Below are 24,147 nucleotides of genomic sequence, written 5' to 3'. Positions count from 1 at the left end.
CAAAGCTAACTCTCTGCACTGCATGGCTCTGATCGTCTTATTCCGCAGCGAGCTGAATAGCGCCAACGGAAGCCAAGGCCTCGATTCGTTCGTGGCTGTATCCGCACCGCTGCATCAAGACGGTTGCGGTATCGGCAGCCAGTGCCGGCGGGTAGGCGAGTATCGGCGCATCACGAAACTTGAAGGGACTCCCGATGAGAGCGGTTGCTTTTCCGTCAGCCGGACGAACCACTTCCTCGACCATCCCCCGCTCTCGCACGACGGGCGTCGCCAGTGCCTCATCCACACGATTGACGACAGCGGCGGGCACTCGAGCCTCCATCAGGATGGCCTCCCACTCACGCGCGGTCTTCGTGCGAAGCGTCTCGGTGATTTCCTCGGCCAGCGCATCGACGTTTTTCATGCGTTCTGTCGCGGTACCGAAGCGCTGATCATCAGGCAAGTCGGGTCGACCAATTGCTTCGCAGAATTTTCGCCAAAATGATTCGCCGGTCGGCGAGATGGCGATATAGCGCCCGTCGCCCGCCGGATAAGCTTCACTCGGTGCGATCATTGCGTGGCGCGACCCCATGGCACGGGGTACCGTTCCGAACGATAGGTAGCCTTGCGCTTGCCAAGTCAGCATTGCGATCTGACAGTCAAGCAGAGAGACTTGCACATGCTCTCCCTGACCAGTCGTTTCGGCCTTGAGCATCGCTGCAAGTGCACCAAGCGCCAAATAAAGCCCACCTGCAAGGTCAGCGACCTGATAGCCGACACGAGTAGGCCGTCCATTTTCTTCGCCGTTTATGCTCATTAGACCGCTCATCGCTTGCACAACGAGATCGAATGCCGGAGCTTTCGCATACTTTCCCTTATCGTCGAGGCCTATTAGTTGGGCCACACTGATACGAGGGTTGATGGCCGCAAGGCTTGCATAATCGATCTTCAAACGTCCCGGAACGTCCGGGGCGAAGCCATAGATGACGGCATCTGCACGACGAACAAGATCGTAGAATGCCTCTCGGCCATCCGGGTGCTTGAGGTCCAAGGCAATACTTTTCTTGCCGCGGTTGACTGAAAGGAAAAAAGCCGAGTCCTCGTCATCCGATACGGGGGGTACCGTCCTGGCGAAATCCCCACCGATGGGCTCGATCTTGATGACCTCCGCGCCGAGCTGAGCCAGCAATTGCCCGCCAAACGGACCGCCCAAAATCCAGCTGAGATCCAATACTGTTTTGCCGGAAAGCATAATCACCTCCTCCATAGCTTTTTTGTTAGGGTTTCAGGTGCGCTCGATCGGCACTTCTCCGCCGTCTTTCTTCTATGAACTGAGCAATACGCATCTGCGGGTCGCCAGAGCGAAAGGCTTCCCCGACCGAGTCAGCCGCCATGTCGATAGCTTGGGTGAAGCTCTTTCCAGCCAGCTGTTGCATCCATTTCTTGCTGAGTTCTATCGCTAAAGGCGACTTGCTTCCTAGCGTGCGTGCTGTATCGATGGCCGCGATCATCAAAGTTTCGCGAGGCACGATACGATTCACCATGCCAAGTTCCAGGCACTCGTCTGCCGCCACCAATCGACCGGTCAGACTCATATCAACTGTCGGCCCAATACCCATTACACGATTCATGATCCAGGGCCCGAGCACGCTTGGAAGACCGACATTGACTTCGGTCTGAGCCATACGGACGTCCGCGCATGCAATCCGAATATCGGCATGCAAGGCGATCTGGAATCCCCCACCAGCAGCGAGGCCATTTAGTGCAACGACCAGCGGTTTAGGAAAAGCTCGCACGCTCTCATAAAGTGAGCCGAGACTACGGATCCATTCGCGCGCACCGCGTTCATCCAGACTTGCCAGTTCGTTAAGGTCCTGACCGGCCGAAAAAGCCTTTCCAGCTCCAGTCAAAACAACCGCCTTGATGCTTTCATCCTGTTGCATTTCCGCCAAGCGATCACGTAACGCATCGCGAAGCGCTTGATCGATGGCGTTGTACACTTCAGGCCGCGAGAGCGTGAGAACAGCGACTTCCGCCTCACGCTGTACTGTTACGAGAGAACAACCAGCTTGATTCATTGGAATTCCTCTTAGCCAAACCTATAAAGGATCGAAACGGCGCTTCAGCTCGAAACGATTTCGTACACTACGCAAAAGTGTTGGCCCCACCATGAACAGTACAGACACGAACAAAAACAGTGCCGCCAGCGGGCGTGTTAGAAAAACCGACCAGTCACCGCTGCTAATCACCAGGCTGCGCCGCAGTTCGCTTTCCAGAAGTGGCCCCAAGACAAGCCCGAGGACGATTGGAATCATCGGAAACCCCACGCGGGAAAGGATATAACCGGCGGTTCCTAGCCCCAGCATGGCCCAGACATCGACCCACGAATTCTTGATGGAATATGAACCGAGCACCGCCAAGACCAATAGTAGCGCCACGATATATTCCTTAGGTGCCAAGATCACCCGAGCAAAGAAGCGCATGCCAATGAGCTGAAACAGGGCCATCAAAATTGCGGCTATGAATAACGACGCAAATAGAGAATTAACAAGCGCGGGATTCTCGGTAAACAGGCGAGGGCCAGGCTGAATACCATGAATCATTAACCCACCCAACATGACGGCTGTGACGCTGTCGCCGGGAATGCCCAGGGTAAGCAATGGGATCATCGAACCGCCGGTGACACCATTGTTTGCTGACTCGGCAGCAATAATTCCGCCTGGCGCTCCTTTTCCGTACGACTTTGAATCACGTGCCAATCGCTTGGATTGGTCATAGGCAAGGAACGCCGCGACATTGGAACCCACGGCGGGCAGAATCCCGACGACCACTCCAATCACACTGGAACGGATGAAATTTGCCCACTCTTTTAACATCAGACGTCCCGATGGCAAAAGCTGACGGAGGCGTGTTCCGGAGCTCTCGACAATGAATCGCTCATGTAGGGTCTGCAACACTTCGGGAATAACAAAAATGCCAATCAAAGCGGGCAAAATCGAAATTCCCTGCAGCAGTTGGTAAGAGCCAAAGGTATAGCGCGCCGAGCCGGTCAGAGGGTCGAAACCGATAAAAGACAGGCTGATTCCAATCATTGCCGCGATGAGCCCGCGAACGATGTTTCCCGACAATAGCCGCGAAACAATCGAGAGGCCAAAAACAGCCAGCATGGCATATTCTGGGGGGCCGAAATTCAAAGCGACTCGGGCCAACTGAGGTGCCAGCACCACAAGAGCAACAAAGCTGACGAGGGTGCCGAACAGCGAAGCTATGACAGCGAGGCCCAGCGCTTCGCCCGCCCGCCCCTGGCGAGCCATCGGATGGCCGTCCATGGTCGTGCACATCGACGCTGGGCTACCGGGGATATTGAGGAGGATGGCCGATATGGCACCTGCCGCTATGCCTGACACGTAGGCGCAAATCAGTACACCGAGCCCGATTTCGGGTGTCATTGCAAAGGTAAAGGGAATCAAAAGCGCTACAGCCATGGTGGCCGTAAGCCCCGGAACCGAGCCGAAGATGATTCCCATGATCGACGCCCCAGCCAAGTACATCATTGCCTTTGGGTCACTTACCAAGGATAGGAATCCGGCTAATAAACTGGCATCAGTCATTGGAAGAACCTCGGCTGGATCGGAAGGGGGACGTTAAGCAACGACACGAACACCAGCGTTAGCAGTGTTACTGCGACCAGTGCAAACACGACACCTTGTGCAATCTTCCGACGGGTAATTCGATAGTGCTGACTTCCAACCAACAGGTAAGCGGCCAGCAAGAACAGCGGCGTTACCACGACAAACCCAACGTATTCAATAGAAACCAGATACAGGGTCGTTAGAAGAATAATAAAAAAGGGCAAATATCTGGGCAATCGACCCGCACCATGGTCTTGTTTCCCCGAGTCATCCCTAGGGGCGGACTTGTCCGCCCGCAAAATCAGCAGATTTCTAATCAGCAACATCGAGCAGCAGAGGGTGATTGATCCGAACATCAAAACAGGCAGGCCGCCGGGACCGAAATCACCCGCCCCGAACTGTACGTCCAGCTTCAAACCTTCCATTGCCAGCCACGCTGCCACGGCTATTAGAATGATGAGAATTATGTTGTCTTGCCGAATAGGACGCGCCACATTTCCACTCCTTAAGGCAGATTTCTAGCCGGACCTGGCGGCCGGCTAGAATGGTAAAAGAGACCGAATCCGCCGACCTAGAAGAGGTCTTTGGAAACCTTTGCCATAGTGGTGGAAATGCCTTTAGTTAGAGCATCCAGCTCCTCGCCGGTAATATTTTCCGCGACAAAGCCCCGTTCTAACGCAAACTTCTGATAGGCCGGACTTTGAACCGCCTCGGAAAATATTTTAATGAGCGCTTCGCGAACCTCAGGCTTAATCCCTGCCGGAGCCACAACATGGGAAATCTGAGCCAGCTCACCGTATTTGAATACGTCGAGCCCTGCTTCTTTGAATGTCGGAACGTCCGGCAGCATTTCCAAACGTTCTTTTCGGAAGAATGCAATCGGCTTGAGCTCATCGGCCTTGATCATTTCGATCGTCTCGCTCGGTTTTAGCGACCCGGCTTTGATATGGCCTCCGAGAATGTCCGAAACGACGCGCGCTGCGCCTGGATAGGCGGTTTGTTTGATTTCTCCGCCAGCGGCTTCTGCAGCGAGCGCAGGAAAGGCATGGTTTACGTTTTTTGCGCCGGGAGTTCCGACGGTAAGCCCGCCCTCGCGAAGCGCGCTAATGAATTGCTCAGGCGTGTCTATCCCCCCGCCTTTCTTGGTGACGATTAAGAGCGGATCCTCGGAAACGAGAGCGATGTTGGTAAAACTTTCCTCGGTGTACGGGACTTCTTTCTGGGCAATCAGCGAGAGGATGGTGCTTGATGCGATGGCTACGGTATAACCATCGGGCCGCTCTGCAGCGAGGGCACCGAGGCCAATAACACTGCCGCCACCGTCGCGGTTTTCGATTACCGTTTGCACGCCCTGTTCCGCCATTATCTGTTGGAGCTTGCGGCCAACGATGTCGGTGGAACCGCCAGGGGACCACGGCACTATCACCTTAATAGGTTTGCTGGGGAATTCGGCTGCCTGAGTAGGCGAGAGAACGCCGAACATCGACATTGAGAGGAGGGTTGCGATGACTCTAAATTTCTTCATGCCTGGCGCTCCTTACTATTATTTTTGTGGTGCCATCTTTACGATAAAGTGTGAGCAGATTTTGGCAAGAGATAAAAACTGACACGTTATGTGAGAAAAATTCACAATGAAAAATAAGCTTCCTCCACTGAACGCAGTTCGTGCATTCGAGGTTACGGGACGTCTAGAGAGCTTCTCTAAAGCGGCCGAAGAGCTGTCTATAACCCACAGCGCTGTCAGCCATCAGATCAAGGCGCTTGAAGACTGGTTTGGAGTCCGTCTATTTCATCGAGCGGGAAAAAAGCTCAACCTTACCGAGCAGGGGCGAACCTTTCTCGCATCGGTAAGCCCAGCGTTAGCTGCAATATCTAACGCATCCAGCAGACTTACCTGCCAGAGAATGGTCCGGGTCAACGCTTTGCCGACATTAACAATGCGTTGGCTTATCCCTCGTCTGGCGTCTTTCCGGACACTTCATCCAGGAATCGAAATTTCCCTAGCAACGGGGCTAGGCCCAGCCAGCGCAATACAAGACGATTATGACGTTGTTATACGGCGCGAACCCGATGCCGCTAGCGGGATAGCCAAGCGTCAGTTTCTACCAGAAGTAAATTTCCCGGTCTGTGCGCCCTCGGTAATTACAGCCTCTCCCATCATCTCCATTGCGGACCTGCGCAATCACACCTTGATCCATTCAGCCGCAAGACCGACAGCGTGGCCTGAATGGCTCCGGCATGTAGGCCAACCCAGTACCGCTCCCTCCGCTTCGCTGCACCTTGAGCATCTTTACTTCGCATTGCAGGCGGCGCTAGATGGGCTTGGTATTGCAATAGGTCAGTCCGCTTTCGTTTCTGAAGACATTGCCAATGGAAGATTGGTCATGCCCTTTGGACGGCAGATGATGCCATGTCGGGGTTATTACATGATCTGGCGAGAGGACAGATACGACGAAGCGATCCAGTCTTTCTGCGACTGGCTTGAGCAGGAAGGAAAGAGCTTCGAACAGGATCTTTCCCATATCTTGAACAATGCAAATCAACTTAGCTTATTTAGATAAGTGTCTGCTTATGTAGAGTTGGCGTGACTCTCTAACGCGTACGCCGCATTTCGGAACTACGCGTGATAAACAAGGAATGGCGACGGCGACAGGAGGCACGCGACAGCAAGGCCAATGAGACCTGTGCCGTCACATGCATCCGGGCACACCAAGCATGTGCTCTCGGCAAATCAGCCCGCCTCACCGCCTGCCCTGATAAGCGCCTTGATCACGCGTTGTATTTCGACGAGACGGTAAGCAGCTCCGGCAGACCGATAACGGTATTCAACTCGTCGAATCCGGCCATACGCGCCCGAAACGGCTGGGTCGATCCATGCTCCTTGAGGCTGGAGAGATAGTCCTGAGCACAGCGCAACAGCGCCCGGGCCATGCCGCCGGGGAAAATCACCACTTTGAACCCCATGTCAGCCAACGCATCGGCGTTGGCAACCGGCGTCCGCCCGCCTTCCACCATGTTCGCCAACAACGGCACGCGGCGGGCAAAGCGCTCGCCGAGTTGCAGCTGCTGCTCACGGGACTCGGGGGCCTCGACAAACAGGATATCGGCGCCCGCTTCCAGATAGCGCTCGGCGCGCTCCAACGCACGGTCGAAGCCTTCTACGGCGATGGCATCGGTCCGTGCGACGATCAGGGTGTGCTCGTGCTGCCTGGCATCGACCGCTGCCTTCAGCTTGCCGACCATCTCGTCGGGTGAAATCAACGATTTGCCCTGAAGATGCCCACAGCGCTTGGGAAAGGTCTGATCTTCCAATTGGATGCCGGAAGCGCCGTAGCGCTCGAACATGCGCACGGTGCGCTGCGTATTCAACGCGTTGCCATAGCCGGTGTCGGCATCGACAATCAACGGCGTATCGATACGGTCGCGGATCGCCGCGACCGTATCGGCGACCTCGCTCATGGTGACCAGACCTAGATCAGGCCTGCCTAGGCGGGTATAGGCGATGGATGCGCCGGAAAGGTACAAACACTCGAACCCGGCCTGAGCAGCCAGCGTGGCGGTGAAGGCATCGAAGACACCCGGTGCCACCAGGGCCCCCTGCGTCTGACGGATCACCTCGGAAAGAAGCGGATAGGTCATTTCATCGTCCTGTTATTTTGATTCCCAGAGTCGCGCCTGACTGTTACTACGTCGCTCGAAGCTCATCTGGGGTTCGTAGGTGTCCGGCCGGTAAAGGCCCTGGACGTACTCCACCGGGCGCCCCCTGTCGTCGTAGACCACGCGACGGATATAGAGCAGCGCGTCCCCCGGCTCCATTTCCAGTAATTGCGCGACTTCCGGTGTAGCCAATCGCGCACTGATCGTCTGCTTGGCCTGGTCCACCGTCACACCGGCGCGCTCGAGCAACAGCAGCAGAGGCTGGGCCATCAGTTCGGTGCGGTCGTAGGTGCGGCCAATCTCTTCAGGCACGAAGGTCGTCAGCAACGAAAACGGACGGCCCCGGTGGCGCCGAACCCGCACGGCCTTCTGCACCGTCACTCCGGGCTCGATCTGCAAGGCCTCGGCGACTTCGACCGAGGCCTTGAGATACAGCAGGCTGTGCACCCTCACCTCGGTCTTCAGGCCCATGGCGATCAGGTTTTCAATCACTCCACAGATGCTGGCCTGCACTGGGGAGGCTTCCTCGACACTGCGTGCAAAGGTGCCCTTACCACGCAGTCGCACAACCAACCCCTCACGCTCGAGCCGATCCATGGCCTTGCGGATGGTGATGCGCGACACCTGAAACTGCTCGGCCAGCAACAGCTCGGTGGGCAAGGCCTGACCATCGCCGTAGAGGCCCTCCTTGATCTGTTGGCGTAGCACCAGATAGACCCGGTGGTGCTTTGGCCAAGGGTCGGTATCGCTGCCGACACCTGTCGATGACTTCTGGCTCACGGATGCTCCGGTCGTTCAGGTTATGACTGCATAACATATCACCGAATTTTAACCGGCAATACCAAGCGACCTCAAAAAAACGCCTATGTAATTTTTAATTCTTTTAAATCAATGTCTTAAATTTATCAGGAAGCGATTTCACCCCTTCAGCCAGAGCTAGCCGAAGAACTAAAGGTACTGTTGACATGACAATATGACCGTGGCTGAATGCTTCAGCGATTAGAACAACTACAATGGAGACAGACGCATGCGTACGCTCGTCCGCAGGACCCGAACCGCTATGGCCGCTGCATTTTCCTGGGGCGCGCTCATCAGCGGTCTGTGCGCCAGCCCCGCGGCTTTCGCCGAGTGGCCTGAAGGCCCGATCGAAATCATCGTTCCTTACAATGCCGGCGGCAGCGCGGACCGTGTCGCGCGTGGCCTGTCCGAACACATGGGCGAGGAGCTGGGCGTACCGATCAAGGTCACCAACCGTCCCGGTGGAGCCGGCGCCCTGGGCGCCACCTATTTCCAGCAACAGCCCGCCGATGGCAATACGCTACTGGTGATGCAGGCCACGCCCTATCTGGCCAGCGCCATCGAGGTCAGCGGCGCACCGGTCAAGTGGAAAGATTTCCAGTTGCTGAGCGCCCAATGGAATGACTACGGCATCGTCGCCGTGCACCGTGACAGCCCCTATCAGACCCTGGAACAGCTCCTCGAGGCGCTGAAAGAGCCTGGCAAAGTGAGTTCCGGGATCATCGTCGGCAACGGCGGCCACCTGCAGACGCTGCTCATCATGGATGCCCTGGGCATTGCGCAGGACAACGTGCGTTTCGTTACCTACAGCGGCGGCGCGCCGCTCCGTGCGGCGCTGGCTGGCAACCAGGTGGATTTCGAGATCATCGGCGCCGAAGCCGCTCGAGGCATTCGCGATGAGCTCCGCCCGCTCGCCGTGATCAGCGACCAGAAGAGCGACGAATGGAACGCCCCCCTGCTGAACGACGCGCTGGCCAAGCAGGGTATCGACCAGTTGCCGCTGATCGGCGGCAATGTCACCGGCCTGATCGTGCACAGCCGCCTGGGCGAGGAATATCCGGACCGATACCAGAAACTGCTCGACGCCTACCGCGAGACCTTGCAGAGCGACAAGTTCAAGGACTGGGCTCGCCAGGCTGGGGTCGGCGCCGATTGGGTACCCCCGCAGCAAAGCCAGGCGCTCGTCGACAGCGCCTACGCAGCCATCCGCCAGTACGCCCCCCTGTTGAAGTAACCCCTTCGAACGAGAACCGGCACAGCAGGAGAGGGCCAACATGCCAGAAGAAAAGAGCCGTTCAGCCTCCGATATAGGGGGGATCCTTTTACCGCTGGCCCTGGCCGCCGGCTTTGCCTTCTATGCGCTGGACGTGTATCGCAAAGCCCGAGGCGTCACCGACTGGATGCTGATCGTGCCCACAGCAGCGGTCGGCGTCCTGGCCTTGCTGTTCATCATGAGCCAAGTGCTGCGACGGCAGGCCAGGAAGCAAACGGAGCAGGCAGGCCGGAGCAACGAGTCGATCCGACCTGCGCTGGGGTTCATGGCCCTGTTGCTCGCATACGCTTGCACGCTCCCTTACATCGGTTTCGATGTCGCCACCTTTCTGTTTCTGGCCTTGGCTCTGCGACTGCAAGGAGAGCGGCGCTGGTGGGTACTGCTGCTCTTCAGCCTCGTGGTCACGGTTCCGGTAGTGCTGCTGTTCGTCAAACTCCTGAGCGTCAAGCTGTTCACGCTTGTCCTGTAATAGCCAAGGAGCTCTGCGATGATCAATTTCGAAGCGCTGCAATCGGCCACCGACCTACTCGCCGTGCCGAGCGCCTGGTGGGTGGTCCCGCCGGGCTTGTTCATCGGCCTGCTGTTCGGCGCAATTCCCGGCCTGTCCATTTCCGTCGCCATGGCGGTGTTCCTGCCTGCCACGATGTACATGGATTTCTTGCCCGCGATCCTGTTCCTGACCGCCATTTTCACCGGGGGCGGTTTCGGGGGCGCAGTGCCGGCGATACTGTTGAACATTCCCGGCACCTCATCGGCTGTGTCCACCGCCTTCGACGGCTATCCCATGTCCCGTCAGGGCCGCCACGGCCAAGCTTTGGGCATAGGCCTGATGTCCTCGGTGCTGGGTACGATCATTGGCTACCTGCTGCTGATGCTGACGGTCGAATCGGTGTCGCGCTGGGTGCTCAAGCTAGGCCCCACAGAGATGCTGGTGGTCGCCATCTGGGGCGTGACGCTGATTGCGGTCCTGAACGACTCCAGCGTGACCAAGGGCATCTCCGCCGGCGTGCTCGGCATCCTCATCAGCACCATTGGCTACAGCGACGCGGGACAGATGCGCGGCACCTTCGGCAGCATGTACCTGCTCGACGGCATTCCGGCAATTCCTGCCTTGATCGGTTTTTTCGCGGCTTCGGAGTTGTTCAACCTGGTCGGCCGCAATTACATCCTCGAGGACGAAAAGCTACGCGTGGTGCGCTTCGGCAGCATCGTCGAAGGCATGCAAATGGCCCTGCGCCATCCCCTGCAGGTCGGTCGAGGAGGGTTTCTTGGGGTTGTGATCGGCGCGATTCCGGGCGTCGGCGCCAGCATCGCCAACCTGGCAGCCTACTCGGTGGCCAAGCAGCGATCCAAACACCCGGAGGAGTTCGGTAAGGGCAGCACCTCGGGACTGATCGCCTCGGAATCAGCGAACAGCAGCTCGGAAGGCGGCTCGATGGTCACCCTGCTGGCCCTGGGGCTGCCTGGCGGCGCCGGGACCGCCGTGCTGCTCGGTGCTTTCGCGTTGCACAACGTGACCGGCGGGCCTCGATTCATCGCCGACAACACCGACCTGGTCTATGCGCTGATCCTGGGCAACTTGGCGCAGGCGGCAATGCTCCTGCTGCTCGGTACGGGCTTCGTTCTGCTCGCCGGTTTCGTCGTCAAGCTATCGCTCAAGCACATGATTCCGATTGTCATGGTGCTTTCCATCGTCGGCTCCTATGCCATCACCGGCAACATGGTCGGCCCCATCACCGTGGTTGTCACCGGCATCCTAGGCTGGCTCATGCGCCGCTACGACTATCCGGTGGCGGCTACGGTCGTCGGCCTACTGGTCGGCAGCATGGCCGAGGGCGAACTGGTACGTAGCGTCCAGATAAGCGGGGGCGACCCCACTTTTGTCGCCGGCCGGCCCATCACACTCGTGCTGATCGCCCTGCTGCTGCTCTCGCTGACACCACGGTTCTTCGCTTACCTGAAAAGCCGCCGCCAGGCTCGGCATGTACACGCTTCCGCCTCCGGCTCCTGATCGAGATAGCCCATGCCAAACGCACCCCGTACGTTGTTCGACAAGATCTGGGACGAACATCGCATCGCCTCGGAAGACGGCTTCGACCTGATCTGGGTCGACCGCCACTTCGTTCACGAAGGATCCTTCCACGCTTTCGGCAAACTGGACGTCAGCGGCCATCGTGTGGCCCATCCCGAACTGACCTTCGGCATTGCCGACCACTACGTGCCCTCCTCGCGCGATGGTCTGGAGCACGACAAGGAAGCGGCCGGCATGATTCGTCAGCTCGAGGACAATGCGCTCAGGCACCAGCTCACCTATTTCGGCCTGGATAGCACCGAACGAGGCATCGTTCATGTCGCCGCCCCCGAGGAAGGGCTGACGCAACCTGGGCTGGTCATCGTCTGCGGAGATTCGCACACCTCTACGCATGGCGCCTTCGGCGCTATCGCCATGGGCATCGGCGCCTCCGAAGTGGCCCACGTGCTGGCCACTCAGACGCTCTGGCAACGCCGCCCCAACACGATGCGCATCATCCTCAGCGGCCGGCTGGACGACTGCGTCACCGCCAAGGACCTGGCTCTGTACGTCATCAACCAGATCGGCACCGCTGGTGCGACCGGCCACGCCGTCGAATACGCCGGCGAGGCCGTGACGGCGCTGTCGATGGAAGCGCGCATGACGCTGTGCAACATGACCATCGAGGCGGGCGCGCGGGTAGGCATGGTCGCGCCCGACGCCACCTTGCTGGAGTGGATGCGCCGCACCCCTCGCGCGCCCCAGGGGGCCGACTGGGAGCGCGCGGTCGCCTATTGGCAGAGCCTGTGTACCGACGTCGGAGCAACTTTCGACCGGGAGATCACGCTGGACGCCACACAGGTCAAGCCGCGGGTGACCTGGGGCACCAGCCCGGAGCAATCTGTCGCCATCGACGAAAGCCTGCCTCCAGCGCACGACGAGTCGCTGAAGACTGCGCGCAGCTATATGGGGCTGGAGGAGTGCGAGCGCCTCACCGGACTGGCGGTCGATCAGGTCTTCATCGGCTCCTGCACCAATTCGCGACTCGGCGATCTTCGCGAAGCGGCCCGTGTCCTGGCCGGCAAGCGCGTCAAGGTGCCGACTCTGGTCGTTGCCGGCTCCAACCGGGTCAAGACCGAGGCGGAAGCGGAAGGTCTGGCGGCCGTGTTCCTCGATGCCGGTGCCCGTTGGGGCGAAAGCGGCTGCTCGATGTGCGTGGCGATGAACGGCGACAGCGTCGCCCCGGGGCTACGCTGCGCCTCGACCAGCAACCGCAACTTTCCAGGCCGCCAGGGTCCCGGCGCCCGTACGCATTTGATGAGCCCTGCGATGGCGGCGGCGGCGGCACTCGCAGGCCGTATCGTCGACGTCCGCCAATCGACCCGGGAGGTCGCCGAATGAAACCCGTAGTCCGCGTCTGTGACCGCCCGTTGCTTCTGTTGGATGAAAACATCGACACCGACCAGATCATTCCGGCACGTTTTCTACGCAAACCGCGCACCGGCGGCTACCAGCACTTCCTGTTGCATGACGCGCGGTTCGAACTGGACGGTACGCCACGTCCCGATTCACCCATCCCGCACGATCAGCCCGCGCGTCGCATCCTGCTCGCCGGGCGCAACTTCGGCTGCGGCTCTTCGCGCGAAGGGGGGGTGTACGCAGTGGTCGACTATGGCATACAGGTGGTGATTTCGACCGCGATCGCCGACATCTTCCGGGGCAACGCAATCCGAAACGGGTTGTTGCCCATCGTGCTTGCCCAGGAGCAATTCACCGCGCTGGTCAATCATGCCCGGCAAGCGCCGGACGCCGAACTCGAAGTGGACCTGGAAGCCATGAGCCTCGGCTATCCAGGTCAGCCTCGGCAGACCTTCGATATCGATGCCGGCAGCCGCCATCGACTGCTCAACGGTTTGGACGATATCGGCGAAACCTTGGCGCGGCGCTCGGAAATCGATCAGTTCGCCAGCAGGCGCCGGCAGAGTCTGCCCTGGATATTTCCACGCCAGACCTAGCGGCGCACACCCGGGCCTGTAACAAGCCGCCTAGAAGCGCCTGGCCCGAGGCAGGGCAATCGCAGGCGCGCCTATCTATGAGCGTTCAGTAGCGTCATGGGCCTCTGACAACACAGGTGAAATTCCGGCCGCCTCCCAAGCGACGAACAGCGCCCGGTCTGCCCCGCCCTGGTCGAGACGCTGGCGGATCTGCTCCACGGTCATCGGCCGGTCGAGCAGGTAGCCCTGCAGGGTGTCGCAGCCGAGCTCGGTGAGGAAGCGCTGCTGCTCGGCGGTCTCCACGCCCTCGGCGACGATCGACAGGTCGAGCGCCTTGGCCAGGGCGACGATGGCCGAGACGATCACCGAATCCTCGCTGCCCAGGCTCATTTCGCGGACGAAGGCCTTGTCCACCTTCAGCTCGCTGGCCGGCAGGCGCTTGAGGTAGAGCAGGCTGGAGTAGCCGGTGCCGAAGTCGTCGATCGAGGCACGCACGCCGAGCTCGGCGAGCCGGTTCAGGGTGTCGATGGTGGTTTCCGGGTTGCGCATCGCCACCGTCTCGGTGATCTCGATGGTCAGCATCCGCGGCGCGATGCCATGGCGGGCGATCGCCCCGGTGATCACCTCGGCCAGGTCGGCCTGCTCGAACTGGATCGCCGACAGGTTCACCGCCATGGTCCAGCTGTCGAACCCCTGGTCATGCCATTCGCGCAGCTGCCGGCAGGCCTCGTCCAGCACCCAGTTGCCCATCGGCACGATCACCCCGGTCTTTTCCGCCAGCGGCAGGAACACGTCCGGATAGAGCAGCCCGCGCTGCGGGTGCTGCCAGCGCAGCAGGGCCTCGAAGCCGCGCACCGGGCCGTTGGGCGCCTGGAACTTGGGCTGGTAGTGCAGGCGCAGCTCCCCACGCTGGATCGACATCCGCAGGTCCTGCAGCAGTTGCAGGTGCTCGGCGGCGTTGGCGTTCATCGAGGCCTCGAAGAAGCTGTAGCCGTTCCGCCCGGCGTTCTTGGTGTGGTACATGGCGGCGTCGGCGTGCAGCATCAGGTCGCGCGCGTCCAGGCCGTCGCCGGGGTACACGGCGATGCCGATGCTGGCGCTGACCCGCAGTTCGTAGCGCGAGACCTGGAACGGCTGTTCGATGCACTGCACCAGCTTGTCGGCCAGGGCCGCGGCGTCGTCCGGGCCGGTGACGTCCACCAGCAGGACGAACTCGTCGCCGCCCAGGCGGGCCAGCGTGTCCTGCGCGCGGACGTCGCTGCGGATGCGTTCGGCGACCTGCACCAGCAACTGGTCGCCGATGTGGTGGCCGAAGGCGTCATTCACCGCCTTGAAGCCGTCCAGGTCGATGAACATCACGGCGAAGGTGCCCTGCTCGCGCTGCGCCGCCTTCAGTGCCTGGCTCAGGCGGTCCTCCAGCAGCAGGCGGTTGGGCAGCCTGGTCAGGTTGTCGTGCAGCGCCAGCTGGATCAGCTCGCTGTTGGCCTTCTCCAGCGAGGTCGCCAGCTTCGAGGTGCGCGACTGCATGCGCCCGTCGAGCACCGACACCACCAGGGTGATGCCGAGCACCGCCATGGTCACCACGATCACCAGCAGGGCCAGCCAATGGGTGTCCACCCCGACGCCGGCGGCACCGCACCAGCTGCCGTCGGGGAAGCTCGCCGCGGCCATGCCGGTGTAGTGCATGCCGACGATCGCCAGGCCCATCACCAGCGCCGCGGCGATGCGCCAGACGCGCACGTGGGCGGTGCCGCCGCGCAGGCGGAAAGCCAGCCACAGCGCCGCCGCCGAGGCGGCGACCGCCACCAGCACCGAGGCAGCGAACCAGCCCGTGTCGTAGACGATGCCCGGCTGCATGCGCAGGGCGGCCATGCCGCTGTAGTGCATCGCCGCGATGCCGCCGCCGATCAGCAGAGCCCCGAGCGTCAGCCGCCCCCAGGGCAGGGCCGGCTGGCAGACCAGCCAGAGTGCGATGGCCGAGGAAAGGATGGCGATCAGCAGCGAGCCGGCGGTGATGCCCAGGTCGTAGCCCAGCGGGATCGGCAGGCTGAAGGCGAGCATGCCGATGAAGTGCATCGACCAGATGCCCAGCCCCATGGAGAACGCCCCGCCGGCCAGCCACAGGCGCGCCGCCCGGCCCTCCGTCGAGGAGACCCGCGCGGCCATGTCCAGCGCCGTGTAGGCCGCCAGCGCGGCCACCACGAACGAGAAGAACACCAGAACGAGGTTGTAGCTGCCGGGGAGCATGAAAGGCGACCTGCAAGAGAAAAACGGGAATCCGCGAGGGATCAGGAGCGCCAGGGCAGGCCCGCGGTGGCGGGCCAGGCAGCGCATTGCTCAAAAAATAGGCATTTTGCCACTATCACACTCGGACAGCCACTGAAAGCGACACAGATCACGTTATCGACCTCATAGCGCCGGTCGATTGGCCGTCATCAGGCCGGCAGCAAGAAGCGCACCACGGCCGGCCCTCGCCTGCCGCCGGCCGACAAACGCGCCATGCGCCCCAGGCCGCCCTGCAGCACCGCCACCGTTCGCCGCCCGATCAGACAAGGGTGGGCGTAGGGCAGGCGTAGGGTGGGCGTAGGGTGGGCTTCAGCCCACCAAACAGGGCTCCAGTATTGGTGGGCCGAAGCAGAACGCCGCCCGGCCCGCCCTACATAACGACTACCCCGTCCTACGGCCGCCCCCGCGCCTGTCACCGTTCGCACCCGATCAGACTCCAGGGCAAATTTCCCGACTCCCGCGCAGAACCCCGTAGCCCGGGGCAAGGCGGCGCGCCGGGCGATTGACGAGAATCGGGGCATCGCTTCAAGCACGACAAAAACAAGAGTTCATTCCATGAACATGCCTCAGAGCACTGCCGAGGTCGTTGCCGGCCATATCGGGCGTCCCCAGGCCCGCGTCGAGGACGCCGCCCTGCTACGCGGGCTCGGTCGCTACGCCGACGACGTGGCCACGCCACCCGGTACCCTGCATGCCGCCATCGTTCGTTCGCCCCATGCGCACGCCCGTGTCATCTCCGTCGACGCCTCCGCCGCCCTGACCATGCCCGGGGTGCACGGCGTGCTCACCGGCGAGGACGTCAGGCGCTGGGCCAACCCCTTCCCGGTCGGCGTGCGCGCGCCGATGGAGCACTGGTGCCTGGCGGTGGACAAGGTCCGCTACGTCGGCGAACCGGTCTGCGTGGTGATCGCCGACGACCGCTACCTGGCCGAGGACGCGCTGGACGCGGTGAAGGTGGAATACGAGCCGCTGCCAGCGATCGTCGATCCGGAAGCGGCCACCGCCGAGGACGCGCCGGTGCTGCACGAGGCGGTCGGCAGCAACGTGGTCAACGAGCGGCACTTCCGCTACGGCGAGCCCGAAGAGGCCTTCGCCAAGGCCGCGCGGCGGGTGGCGATCAAGGTCCACTACCCGCGCAACTCCTGCACCCCGATCGAGTGCTACGTGGTGCTCGGCCAATACCAGCCGGCCACCGGCACCTACGAGGTGCTTTCCAACTTCCAGGGGCCTTACGCGCTGCATTCGGTCATGTCGCGGGCACTTAACGTGCCCGGCAACCGCCTGCGCCTCCGCACCCCGCCGGATTCAGGCGGCAGCTTCGGCATCAAGCAGGGCGTGTTCCCCTACATCGTGCTCATGGGCCTGGCGGCGCGGAAGGTCGGCGCCCCGGTGAAGTGGGTCGAGGACCGCCTTGAGCACCTGCAGGCCTCCTCCAGCGCCACCAACCGGGTCTGCGAGATCGAGGCGGCGGTGGAAGCCGACGGCCGCGTGCTGGCGCTCAAATACGACCAGATCGACGACTGCGGCGGCTACCTGCGCGCCCCCGAGCCGGCCACCTTCTATCGCATGCACGGCAACCTCACCGGCGCCTACGCGATCCGCAACCTGCTGGTGCGCAACCGCGTGGTACTGACCAACAAGGTGCCGAGCGGGCTGAACCGCGGCTTCGGCGGGGGCCAGGTGTACTTCGCCCTGGAGCGGCTGATGCACCAGGTCGCCGTCGAGCTGGACCTCGACCCGCTCGAGGTGATCCGCCGCAACCTGGTGCCGACCGGCGCCTTCCCCTACCGCGCCGCCGCCGGCGCGCTGCTCGATTCCGGCGACTACCCGGCGGCGATCGAACTGGCGGTGCGCGACGGCGGGCTCGACGAACTGCTGCGCCGCCGCGAGCAGGCGCGCGCCGAGGGCCGGCTCTACGGCATCGGCTACACCGCGGCGGTGGAGCCGTCGATCTCCAACATGGGCTACATCACCACCGCCATGACGCCCGAGGAGCGGCGCAAGGCCGGGCCGAAGAACGGCGCGGTGAGCACCGCCACCGTTAGCGTCGGTCCGCTCGGCGACGTCTCGGTGCACGTCTCCTCCACGCCGCAGGGCCAGGGCCACCAGACGGTAGTGGCGCAGATCGTCGCCGAGGTGCTCGGCGTGGCGCTCGACGGCATCAGCGTCAACGTCGAGCTGGACACCGGCAAGGACGCCTGGTCGATCGCCTCGGGAAACTATTCCAGCCGTTTCGCCGGCGCCGTCGCCGGCTCGGTCTACAACGCCGCAATGCGCATCCGCGAGCGCATGGCCGGCATCGCCGCCGCCATGTGGGAGGTGCCGGCCGAGGACGTGCGCTTCGCCGGCGGCAAGGTATTCGTCGAAGGCGGGCCGAGCCAGCCGTTCCACCGCATCGCCGGCGCCACCCACTGGTCGCCCGGCCTGCTGCCCGAAGGCGAGCTCGGCGGCCTGCGTGAGACCGCCTTCTGGAGCCCGCCGCAACTGACCGCGCCGAGCGACGAGGACTGTATCAACAGCTCGCTGTGCTACGGCTTCATCTTCGACATCTGCGCGGTGGAGATCGACCGGGTCACCGGCGAGGTGCACATCGACCGCTACGTCACCTGCCACGACGCCGGGCGCATCCTCAACCCGATGCTGGTCGACGGGCAGATCCGCGGCGGCTTCACCCAGGCCTTGGGCGTGGCGCTGATGGAGGAATTCGCCTACGCCAACGACGGCAGCTTCCTTTCCGGCACCTTCGCCGACTACCTGGTGCCGACCGCGCCGGAAGCGGTGGAGCCGGTGATCCTGCACATGGAAACGCCCTCCCCGTTCACCCCGCTGGGCGCCAAGGGCGTCGGCGAAGGCAACAACATGAGCACCCCGGTGTGCATCGCCAACGCGGTGGCCGACGCCCTCGGCCGCTCGGACATCCGCCTGCCGCTGACGCCGTCGCGGGTGCGCACGATGATCGGCATCGACGAGCCGCCGGCGCCCGAGGGCATGGTGCTGGACGCGCCCCGGGTGGCCGGCGGCTCCAGCCTGCAGGCCGAGGACTCGGTGGAGATCCCCGCCTCGCCGCAGCAGGTGTACGACGCCCTGCTCGACCCGGAAACGCTGAAGGCGATCATTCCCGGCTGCCACGCGCTGGAGCTGGAGAGCGAGAACCACTACCGCGCCGACGTCACCGTGGGCGTCGGCATGATCCGCGCGCGCTTCGCCGCCCGGGTCGGCCTGACCGACCTCGATCCGCCGCGCTCGCTGAAGCTGTCGGGCTCCGGCAACAGCCCGATGGGCTCGGCCACCGGCAGCGCGCGGGTGCGCTTCGTCGAGCTGGACAACGGCCACACCCGCCTCGAATACGTCTACGACGCCGCGGTCAGCGGCAAGGTCGCCGCGGTCGGCGGGCGCATGCTGCAGAGCGCCTCGAAGGTGATCATCGGGCAGATCTTCACCCGCCTGGCGCAGCGCCTGACCGGCGCGCCGGTGCGCAGCGGGCTGTGGCAGCGCCTGCTCGGCCTGTTCGGCAAGGGAGGTGCGCAATGAAACCGGCCGCATTCGATTACGTCCGCGTCGCCAGCAAGCACGAGGCGCTGGAACTCCTCGCCGAGCACGGCGAGCAGGCGCGCATCATCGCCGGCGGCCAGTCGCTGATGGCGGTGCTGAACATGCGCCTGGCGCAGCCCAGGGTGCTGGTCGACATCAACCACGCCGGGGACCTGCACGACCTGAAGGTCGAGCGCGGCCATCTGACCGTCGGCGCCGCGGTGCGCCAGGTCGAGCTGATGGACCGCGCCAGCCTGGCCGACGAGGTGCCGCTGCTGGCCCGCGCGCTGCCCTGGATCGGCCACTTCCAGACGCGCAACCGCGGCACCGTGTGCGGCTCGGTGGCGCACGCCGACCCCAGCGCCGAGATCCCGCTGTGCCTGGTCACCCTCGGCGGGCGCGTGGTGCTCGAATCGCTCAAGGGCAAGCGCCGCGAGGTGCCGGCGGCGGAGTTCTTCCAGGGCGTGCTGACCACCGCGCGGCGCCCGGACGAGCTGGTCAGCGCGGTGCACTTCCCGCTGGCCGACCCGGCAGTGCGCTATCGCTTCCGCGAAGTGGCCATGCGCCACGGCGACTTCGCCCTGGTGGCGCTGGCCGCCTGCATCCGCGACGACGCGGTCGAGCTCGGCATCGGCGGCGTCTCCGACCGCCCGGTCCTGCGCCGCCTGCCGCGCGGCGCGGAACTGCCCGAGGCACTCAACGCTTACGCCTGGTCGCTCGGCGCGCAGGACGACGTACACGCCAGCGCGGCGTATCGGCGTCACCTGGTGCGCGAGCTCGGCCGGCAACTGATCGAGGAACAGGACCATGCGCGCGCCAGCTGACCAACGCTTTCCCGTCCGCCTGCAACTCAACGGGCGCACGCGCCAGGGGCATGCCGAGCCGCGCATGCAGCTGTGCGACTTCCTCCGTCACGAACTCGGCGCCACCGGCGTGCACGTCGGCTGCGAGCACGGCGTGTGCGGTGCCTGCACGGTGCTGGTGGACGGCGTCGCCTCGCGCTCGTGCCTGATGCTCGCGGTGCAGGCCCACGAACGGCGCATCGACACCGTCGAGTCGCTGGCCCGCGACGAGGTGATGAACGATCTGCAGCAGGCCTTCAGCCGCCACCACGCGCTGCAGTGCGGCTTCTGCACCAGTGGAATCCTGATGTCCTGCGTGGAATTCCTCGAGCGCGTGCCCGAGCCCGACGAGGCCCAGGTGCGCGACATGCTGTCCGGCCACCTGTGCCGCTGCACCGGGTACACCGGCATGGTCCAGGCGGTCCTCGAAGTGGCGCGCCAGCGCGGCGCCCAACAGCAAGCCCCACAACAACAAGAAGCCTTGGAGAACACCCATGTTTGATTTAGGACGCAGCTTTCTCGCCGCGGTCGAACGCCGCCCCGGGGCGGTGGCGATCAGCGACGGTGCGCTGAAGAAAACCTACGAAGACTGGTTCGCCGACATCCAGCGCGCCGCCCACGGGCTCGAGCGCCTCGGCCTCGGCAAGGGCGACCACCTGGTGGCGGTGATGCAGAACCGCTGGCAGATGGCGACGCTGCACTGGGCCTGCCAGTTCAGCGGCATAATCATGACCCCGCTGAACTGGCGCTGCACGGCGGATGACCTGAATTGGTGCCTGGCCGACGCCAACGCCCGCGCGCTGGTGCACGACGATTCCTCGGCCGATGCGGTGCTGGCCTGCGGCCGGCTGCAGCTACCCTGCGTCAGCGTCGGCGAGTCGATGGCCGAGGGCGCGCTGAGCTTCGAGCAGCTGTGCGCCGAGGCACCCGGCGAAACCATCCTGCGCGCCGGCCCCGAGGACTGGTCGCTGATGCTCTACACCTCCGGCACCACCAGCCGGCCCAAGGGCGTGCCGCGCCGGCACCGCGCCGAGCGCGCGGCGGCGGTGGCGCACGTGGCGCAGAACCTCTACGGCCACGAGGAATGCACCCTCGGCGTGATGCCGCTGTACCACACCATGGGCGTGCGCTCGCTGCTGTCGATGACGCTGATCGACGGGCACTTCGTCTGTGTGCCGAAGTTCGACGTCGAGGCCACGCTGGACGCCATCGAGCGCGAGAAGATCAGCAACCTCTACCTGGTGCCGACGCTCTACCACATGCTCATCGAGCACCCGGCGTTCAGCCCCGAGCGGGTCGCCAGCGTGCGCAAGATCGGCTTCGCCGGCGCGCCCATGAGCGACGGCCTGATGCGCCGGGTGGAAGCGGCCTTCCGCCCCGAACTGTTCGTCAACCACTACGGCAGCTCGGAGATCTACACCTTCACCATCGACCAGAGCGCCGCGCGCAAGCCCGGTTCCTCCGGCCGCTGCGCGCTGAACCAGCGGATTCGCGTGGTGACGCTCGACGCCCAGTCGCCGGCGCAGATTGCCAGGCCCAACGAGGAAGGCCAGATCATCGCCGACCTGGCCAGCGACGAGGCCTTCGAGGGCTACTGGAAACGCCCGGACGCGGATGCCAAGTCGCTGCGCGAAGGCTGGTACTTCACCGGCGACACCGGCTATTTCGATGAGGAGGGCGACCTGTTCGTCACCGGTCGGGTCGACGACCTGATCATCACCGGCGGCGAGAACGTCAGCCCGGCGGAGATCGAGAACGCCCTGTCGCTGCATCCCGCGGTCGAGGAAGTCGCCGTGGTCGGCCTGCCCGACGAGCAGTGGGGCAAGCTGATCGCCGCCTTCATCAAGCTGCGCTACCCCGTCGGCGAAGAGGAACTCGACGCCCACTGCGTCGCCTCGGGCCTCGCCCGCTTCAAGCGCCCGCGGCGCTACGAATTCATCGAGCAGATTCCCAAATCCCCGGTCGGCAAGATCCTCCGTCGCGTGCTGGTGGCCCAGTACGGCGGCGAGCTCAAGGCCGCCAGCTGACCCCCGATCAACAAGAGGAAAGACCATGAACACCACTACGCCCGAGCAGTTTCTGGACAACGAATTCGACGGCTTCACCGTCGAGGTCGACGCCGCCCGCGAGCGCGCCGACATCATCCTCGGCCGCCCGCCGTACAACGTCATCGCCATGAGCCAGCGCGAAACGCTGCGCCAGGTGTTCGAGGCGCTGGACGCGCACCCCGGCGTGCGCGTGATCGTGCTGCGCGCCCAGGGCGAGCACTTCTCCAGCGGCGGCGACATCAAGGGCTTCCTCGAGGCCTCGCCGGAACACGTCTCCAAGCTGGCCTGGAACGTGGCCGCACCGGAGCGCTGCAGCAAGCCGGTGATCGCCGCCAACCGCGGCTACACCTTCGGCGTCGGCTTCGAGCTGTCGCTGGCCTGCGACTTCCGCATCGCCTCGGAAACCGCGCGCTACGCGCTGCCGGAGCAGAACCTCGGGCAGATCCCCGGCTCCGGCGGCTCGGCGCGCCTGCAGAAGATGATCGGCATCGCCCGCACCAAGCACATGGTCATGCGCGCCAAGCGGGTCACCGGCCAGCAGGCCTACGACTGGGGCTTCGTCACCGAATGCGTGCCGGATGCCGAGCTGGAAAGCACGGTGGACGCGCTGGTCGACGAACTGCGCCGCTTCTCGCCGCTGGCCCAGCGCACCGCGAAGAAGCTGATCAACGACAACGAGGACGCGCCGCTGAAGGTGGCCATCGAGATGGAAGGCCACTGCTACAGCCGCCTGCGCAGCTCGGCCGACTTCAAGGAAGGGGTCGAGGCGTTCCACGGCAAGCGGCCGGCGGTCTTCCGCGGCGAGTGATGCCGCGCGATAGAACGCCACCTGCACGCGTGCCGCCCACCACGGGGCGGCACACGGCGAACGACCGGACGCAAACAACAACAAGCGAAGGCGTTGCCATGACCCAGAACCTGTCCCATCCGGCAGTCGACATTCCGCCTGCCGCCGGCGAGCCCACGCTGCGCCGGGCATTCAACTCCAAGTCCATCAGCGCCGGGGTGGTTGCCGCCCTGTTCGGCTGCACCGGCCCGGCCCTGGTGGTGATCAACGCCGCCGAAGCCGGGCGCCTGAGCAACGCGCAGACGGTGGCCTGGCTGTTCGGCATCTACGTGCTGGGCGGGCTCATCAGCCTGTTCCTGGCGCTGCGCTACCGACAGCCGATCTGCGGCGCCTACAGCATTCCCGGCGCGGCGATCCTGGCCGCCTCGCTCACGGTCATCCCGTTCAGCGACGCGGTCGGCGCCTTCATCATGAGCGGCGTGCTGGTCTTCGTGCTCGGCGTCAGCGGGCTGATCGGCCGGCTGATGCGCTGGCTGCCGATGCCGATCGTGATGGCGATGATCGCCGGGGCGCTGATCCGCTTCGCCACCGGCTCGGTCGACGCCATCGTCAGCGCGCCGCTGATCGCCGGGGCCGCGGCGCTGAGCTTCTTCCTGGTCACCCGCTTCTCGCGCTCGGTGCCGCCGGTGCTGGTCGCCGGCGTGGTCGGGCTGGTGCTGGCCTACGCGCTCGGGCAGCTGCAGCCGGCCGACGTGAACATCGCCTGGGTGATGCCGGCGCTCACCGCGCCGACCTTCTCGATCGATGCCTTCCTGGCCATCACCATCCCGCTCACGGCGCTGGTGATCGGCGCGGAGAACGCCCAGGCCACCGGCGTGCTGATGGCCGAGGGGTATCGCCCGCCGGTCAACGCGATGACCGTCATCAGCGGCGTCGGCGGCGTGCTGGCCGGGCTGCTCGGCGGGCACAACGCCAATATCGCCGGGCCGATGACGGCGATCTGCTCCTCCGAGCAGGCCGGCGACGACCCGCGGCTGCGCTACGGCGCGGCGCTGGTCAACGGCGTGCTGTTCGCCCTGTTCGGGCTGTTCGCCGGACTGGCGGTGCCCTTCATCCTGGCGTTTCCCAAGGCGCTGATCGTGGTGATCGCCGGGCTGGCGATGATCGGCGTGCTGCTCGGCTCGCTGCAGCAGGCCTTCCAGAAGGGCGGCGCCTGCCAGATCGGCGCCTTCGTGGCGCTGGCGGTAGCGATGAGCCAGTTCACCCTGCTGGGCATCAGCTCGCCGTTCTGGGCGCTGCTGTCGGGCGT

At 63.6% G+C, this 24,147-nt stretch carries 20 protein-coding genes; 12 read left to right on the top strand and 8 right to left on the bottom strand.

Features of this window, described 5'->3' with window-relative positions:
* Window positions 1-37: 37 nt before the first annotated feature.
* From H610_RS0107220 to H610_RS23445, 5 genes are all read right to left on the bottom strand, one after another.
* Window positions 38-1,231, bottom strand: coding sequence for a CaiB/BaiF CoA transferase family protein (locus tag H610_RS0107220; protein ID WP_028239050.1), 1,194 nt, complete (start codon window positions 1,229-1,231; stop codon window positions 38-40).
* Between the two features lie 25 nt (window positions 1,232-1,256).
* Window positions 1,257-2,057 (bottom strand): enoyl-CoA hydratase/isomerase family protein, encoded by an 801-nt coding sequence (locus H610_RS24770; protein ID WP_028239049.1) that lies wholly within the window; start codon window positions 2,055-2,057, stop codon window positions 1,257-1,259.
* A 21-nt stretch (window positions 2,058-2,078) separates the two neighbouring features.
* Complete coding sequence (locus H610_RS0107210) at window positions 2,079-3,590, bottom strand: tripartite tricarboxylate transporter permease (RefSeq protein WP_028239048.1); 1,512 nt, start codon at window positions 3,588-3,590, stop codon at window positions 2,079-2,081.
* Window positions 3,587-4,105, bottom strand: a complete 519-nt coding sequence (locus tag H610_RS0107205) for a tripartite tricarboxylate transporter TctB family protein (RefSeq protein WP_028239047.1) — start codon at window positions 4,103-4,105, stop codon at window positions 3,587-3,589. Before H610_RS0107205 ends, H610_RS0107210 begins: the two co-directional genes overlap by 4 nt.
* 77 nt (window positions 4,106-4,182) lie before the next feature.
* Window positions 4,183-5,136: a Bug family tripartite tricarboxylate transporter substrate binding protein gene (locus tag H610_RS23445; protein ID WP_043237916.1), complete on the bottom strand. Its 954-nt coding sequence runs from the start codon at window positions 5,134-5,136 to the stop codon at window positions 4,183-4,185.
* A 106-nt stretch (window positions 5,137-5,242) separates the two neighbouring features.
* Between H610_RS23445 and gcvA the strand changes: the two genes are divergently transcribed.
* The gene (gene gcvA / locus H610_RS23440) at window positions 5,243-6,172 is read left to right on the top strand and encodes a transcriptional regulator GcvA (protein WP_043237913.1); all 930 of its coding nucleotides are present in this window, start codon (window positions 5,243-5,245) and stop codon (window positions 6,170-6,172) included.
* Between the two features lie 208 nt (window positions 6,173-6,380).
* Here the strand turns inward: gcvA and H610_RS0107190 are convergent, their stop codons facing one another.
* Entirely contained in the window at window positions 6,381-7,250 is an 870-nt protein-coding gene (locus H610_RS0107190; RefSeq protein ID WP_051231572.1) for an isocitrate lyase/PEP mutase family protein, read from the bottom strand.
* Window positions 7,251-7,262: 12 nt separating this feature from the next.
* The gene (locus tag H610_RS0107185) at window positions 7,263-8,048 is read right to left on the bottom strand and encodes a GntR family transcriptional regulator (RefSeq protein WP_028239045.1); all 786 of its coding nucleotides are present in this window, start codon (window positions 8,046-8,048) and stop codon (window positions 7,263-7,265) included.
* 247 nt (window positions 8,049-8,295) lie between these two features.
* Between H610_RS0107185 and H610_RS23435 the strand changes: the two genes are divergently transcribed.
* The 5 genes from H610_RS23435 to leuD are packed head-to-tail and all read left to right on the top strand — an operon-like array spanning window position 8,296 to window position 13,365.
* Entirely contained in the window at window positions 8,296-9,300 is a 1,005-nt protein-coding gene (locus H610_RS23435) for a Bug family tripartite tricarboxylate transporter substrate binding protein (protein ID WP_084166393.1), read from the top strand.
* A 40-nt stretch (window positions 9,301-9,340) separates the two neighbouring features.
* The gene (locus H610_RS24535) at window positions 9,341-9,808 is read left to right on the top strand and encodes a tripartite tricarboxylate transporter TctB family protein (RefSeq protein ID WP_051231568.1); all 468 of its coding nucleotides are present in this window, start codon (window positions 9,341-9,343) and stop codon (window positions 9,806-9,808) included.
* Between the two features lie 18 nt (window positions 9,809-9,826).
* Window positions 9,827-11,350: a tripartite tricarboxylate transporter permease gene (locus H610_RS0107170; protein WP_028239044.1), complete on the top strand. Its 1,524-nt coding sequence runs from the start codon at window positions 9,827-9,829 to the stop codon at window positions 11,348-11,350.
* Between the two features lie 12 nt (window positions 11,351-11,362).
* Window positions 11,363-12,751, top strand: coding sequence for a 3-isopropylmalate dehydratase large subunit (gene leuC / locus H610_RS0107165; RefSeq protein WP_028239043.1), 1,389 nt, complete (start codon window positions 11,363-11,365; stop codon window positions 12,749-12,751).
* Window positions 12,748-13,365 (top strand): 3-isopropylmalate dehydratase small subunit, encoded by a 618-nt coding sequence (leuD, locus tag H610_RS0107160; RefSeq protein WP_028239042.1) that lies wholly within the window; start codon window positions 12,748-12,750, stop codon window positions 13,363-13,365. The genes leuC and leuD overlap by 4 nt, the downstream gene beginning before the upstream one ends.
* A gap of 75 nt (window positions 13,366-13,440) precedes the next feature.
* On the opposite strand, the gene H610_RS23425 is transcribed toward leuD, so the two are convergent.
* The gene (locus H610_RS23425) at window positions 13,441-15,591 is read right to left on the bottom strand and encodes a putative bifunctional diguanylate cyclase/phosphodiesterase (protein ID WP_084166392.1); all 2,151 of its coding nucleotides are present in this window, start codon (window positions 15,589-15,591) and stop codon (window positions 13,441-13,443) included.
* Between the two features lie 594 nt (window positions 15,592-16,185).
* On the opposite strand from H610_RS23425, the gene H610_RS0107150 reads away from it, so the two are divergent.
* The 6 genes from H610_RS0107150 to H610_RS23420 all read left to right on the top strand — a co-directional run.
* Complete coding sequence (locus H610_RS0107150) at window positions 16,186-19,161, top strand: xanthine dehydrogenase family protein molybdopterin-binding subunit (protein WP_051231563.1); 2,976 nt, start codon at window positions 16,186-16,188, stop codon at window positions 19,159-19,161.
* Complete coding sequence (locus H610_RS0107145; protein WP_028239040.1) at window positions 19,158-19,985, top strand: FAD binding domain-containing protein; 828 nt, start codon at window positions 19,158-19,160, stop codon at window positions 19,983-19,985. Before H610_RS0107150 ends, H610_RS0107145 begins: the two co-directional genes overlap by 4 nt.
* Complete coding sequence (locus H610_RS0107140) at window positions 19,969-20,505, top strand: (2Fe-2S)-binding protein (protein WP_028239039.1); 537 nt, start codon at window positions 19,969-19,971, stop codon at window positions 20,503-20,505. The genes H610_RS0107145 and H610_RS0107140 overlap by 17 nt, the downstream gene beginning before the upstream one ends.
* Window positions 20,498-22,030: an AMP-binding protein gene (locus H610_RS0107135; RefSeq protein ID WP_028239038.1), complete on the top strand. Its 1,533-nt coding sequence runs from the start codon at window positions 20,498-20,500 to the stop codon at window positions 22,028-22,030. Before H610_RS0107140 ends, H610_RS0107135 begins: the two co-directional genes overlap by 8 nt.
* Before the next feature lie 25 nt (window positions 22,031-22,055).
* Window positions 22,056-22,859 (top strand): enoyl-CoA hydratase/isomerase family protein, encoded by an 804-nt coding sequence (locus H610_RS0107130; RefSeq protein ID WP_028239037.1) that lies wholly within the window; start codon window positions 22,056-22,058, stop codon window positions 22,857-22,859.
* Between the two features lie 98 nt (window positions 22,860-22,957).
* The coding region (locus H610_RS23420; RefSeq protein ID WP_043237910.1) for a benzoate/H(+) symporter BenE family transporter at window positions 22,958-24,147 on the top strand (1,190 nt) is incomplete at its 3' end.

The sequence above is a fragment of the Stutzerimonas azotifigens DSM 17556 genome, assembly GCF_000425625.1.
GTDB classification, from domain to species: domain Bacteria; phylum Pseudomonadota; class Gammaproteobacteria; order Pseudomonadales; family Pseudomonadaceae; genus Stutzerimonas; species Stutzerimonas azotifigens.
The sequence above is the reverse complement of the archived record's forward strand: the minus strand, read 5'-3'. Positions and strand labels throughout refer to the sequence as shown.

What these genes read in the sequence shown, in the direction of transcription:
- H610_RS0107220 (WP_028239050.1), bottom strand. Translation starts at nt 1,231, where the DNA reads ATGCTTTCCGGCAAAACAGTATTGGATCTCAGCTGGATTTTGGGCGGT.
- H610_RS24770 (WP_028239049.1), bottom strand. Translation starts at nt 2,057, where the DNA reads ATGAATCAAGCTGGTTGTTCTCTCGTAACAGTACAGCGTGAGGCGGAA.
- H610_RS0107210 (WP_028239048.1), bottom strand. Translation starts at nt 3,590, where the DNA reads ATGACTGATGCCAGTTTATTAGCCGGATTCCTATCCTTGGTAAGTGAC.
- H610_RS23445 (WP_043237916.1), bottom strand. Translation starts at nt 5,136, where the DNA reads ATGAAGAAATTTAGAGTCATCGCAACCCTCCTCTCAATGTCGATGTTC.
- gcvA (WP_043237913.1), top strand. Translation starts at nt 5,243, where the DNA reads ATGAAAAATAAGCTTCCTCCACTGAACGCAGTTCGTGCATTCGAGGTT.
- H610_RS0107190 (WP_051231572.1), bottom strand. Translation starts at nt 7,250, where the DNA reads ATGACCTATCCGCTTCTTTCCGAGGTGATCCGTCAGACGCAGGGGGCC.
- H610_RS23435 (WP_084166393.1), top strand. Translation starts at nt 8,296, where the DNA reads ATGCGTACGCTCGTCCGCAGGACCCGAACCGCTATGGCCGCTGCATTT.
- H610_RS24535 (WP_051231568.1), top strand. Translation starts at nt 9,341, where the DNA reads ATGCCAGAAGAAAAGAGCCGTTCAGCCTCCGATATAGGGGGGATCCTT.
- H610_RS0107170 (WP_028239044.1), top strand. Translation starts at nt 9,827, where the DNA reads ATGATCAATTTCGAAGCGCTGCAATCGGCCACCGACCTACTCGCCGTG.
- leuC (WP_028239043.1), top strand. Translation starts at nt 11,363, where the DNA reads ATGCCAAACGCACCCCGTACGTTGTTCGACAAGATCTGGGACGAACAT.
- leuD (WP_028239042.1), top strand. Translation starts at nt 12,748, where the DNA reads ATGAAACCCGTAGTCCGCGTCTGTGACCGCCCGTTGCTTCTGTTGGAT.
- H610_RS23425 (WP_084166392.1), bottom strand. Translation starts at nt 15,591, where the DNA reads ATGCTCCCCGGCAGCTACAACCTCGTTCTGGTGTTCTTCTCGTTCGTG.
- H610_RS0107150 (WP_051231563.1), top strand. Translation starts at nt 16,186, where the DNA reads ATGAACATGCCTCAGAGCACTGCCGAGGTCGTTGCCGGCCATATCGGG.
- H610_RS0107145 (WP_028239040.1), top strand. Translation starts at nt 19,158, where the DNA reads ATGAAACCGGCCGCATTCGATTACGTCCGCGTCGCCAGCAAGCACGAG.
- H610_RS0107140 (WP_028239039.1), top strand. Translation starts at nt 19,969, where the DNA reads ATGCGCGCGCCAGCTGACCAACGCTTTCCCGTCCGCCTGCAACTCAAC.
- H610_RS0107135 (WP_028239038.1), top strand. Translation starts at nt 20,498, where the DNA reads ATGTTTGATTTAGGACGCAGCTTTCTCGCCGCGGTCGAACGCCGCCCC.
- H610_RS0107130 (WP_028239037.1), top strand. Translation starts at nt 22,056, where the DNA reads ATGAACACCACTACGCCCGAGCAGTTTCTGGACAACGAATTCGACGGC.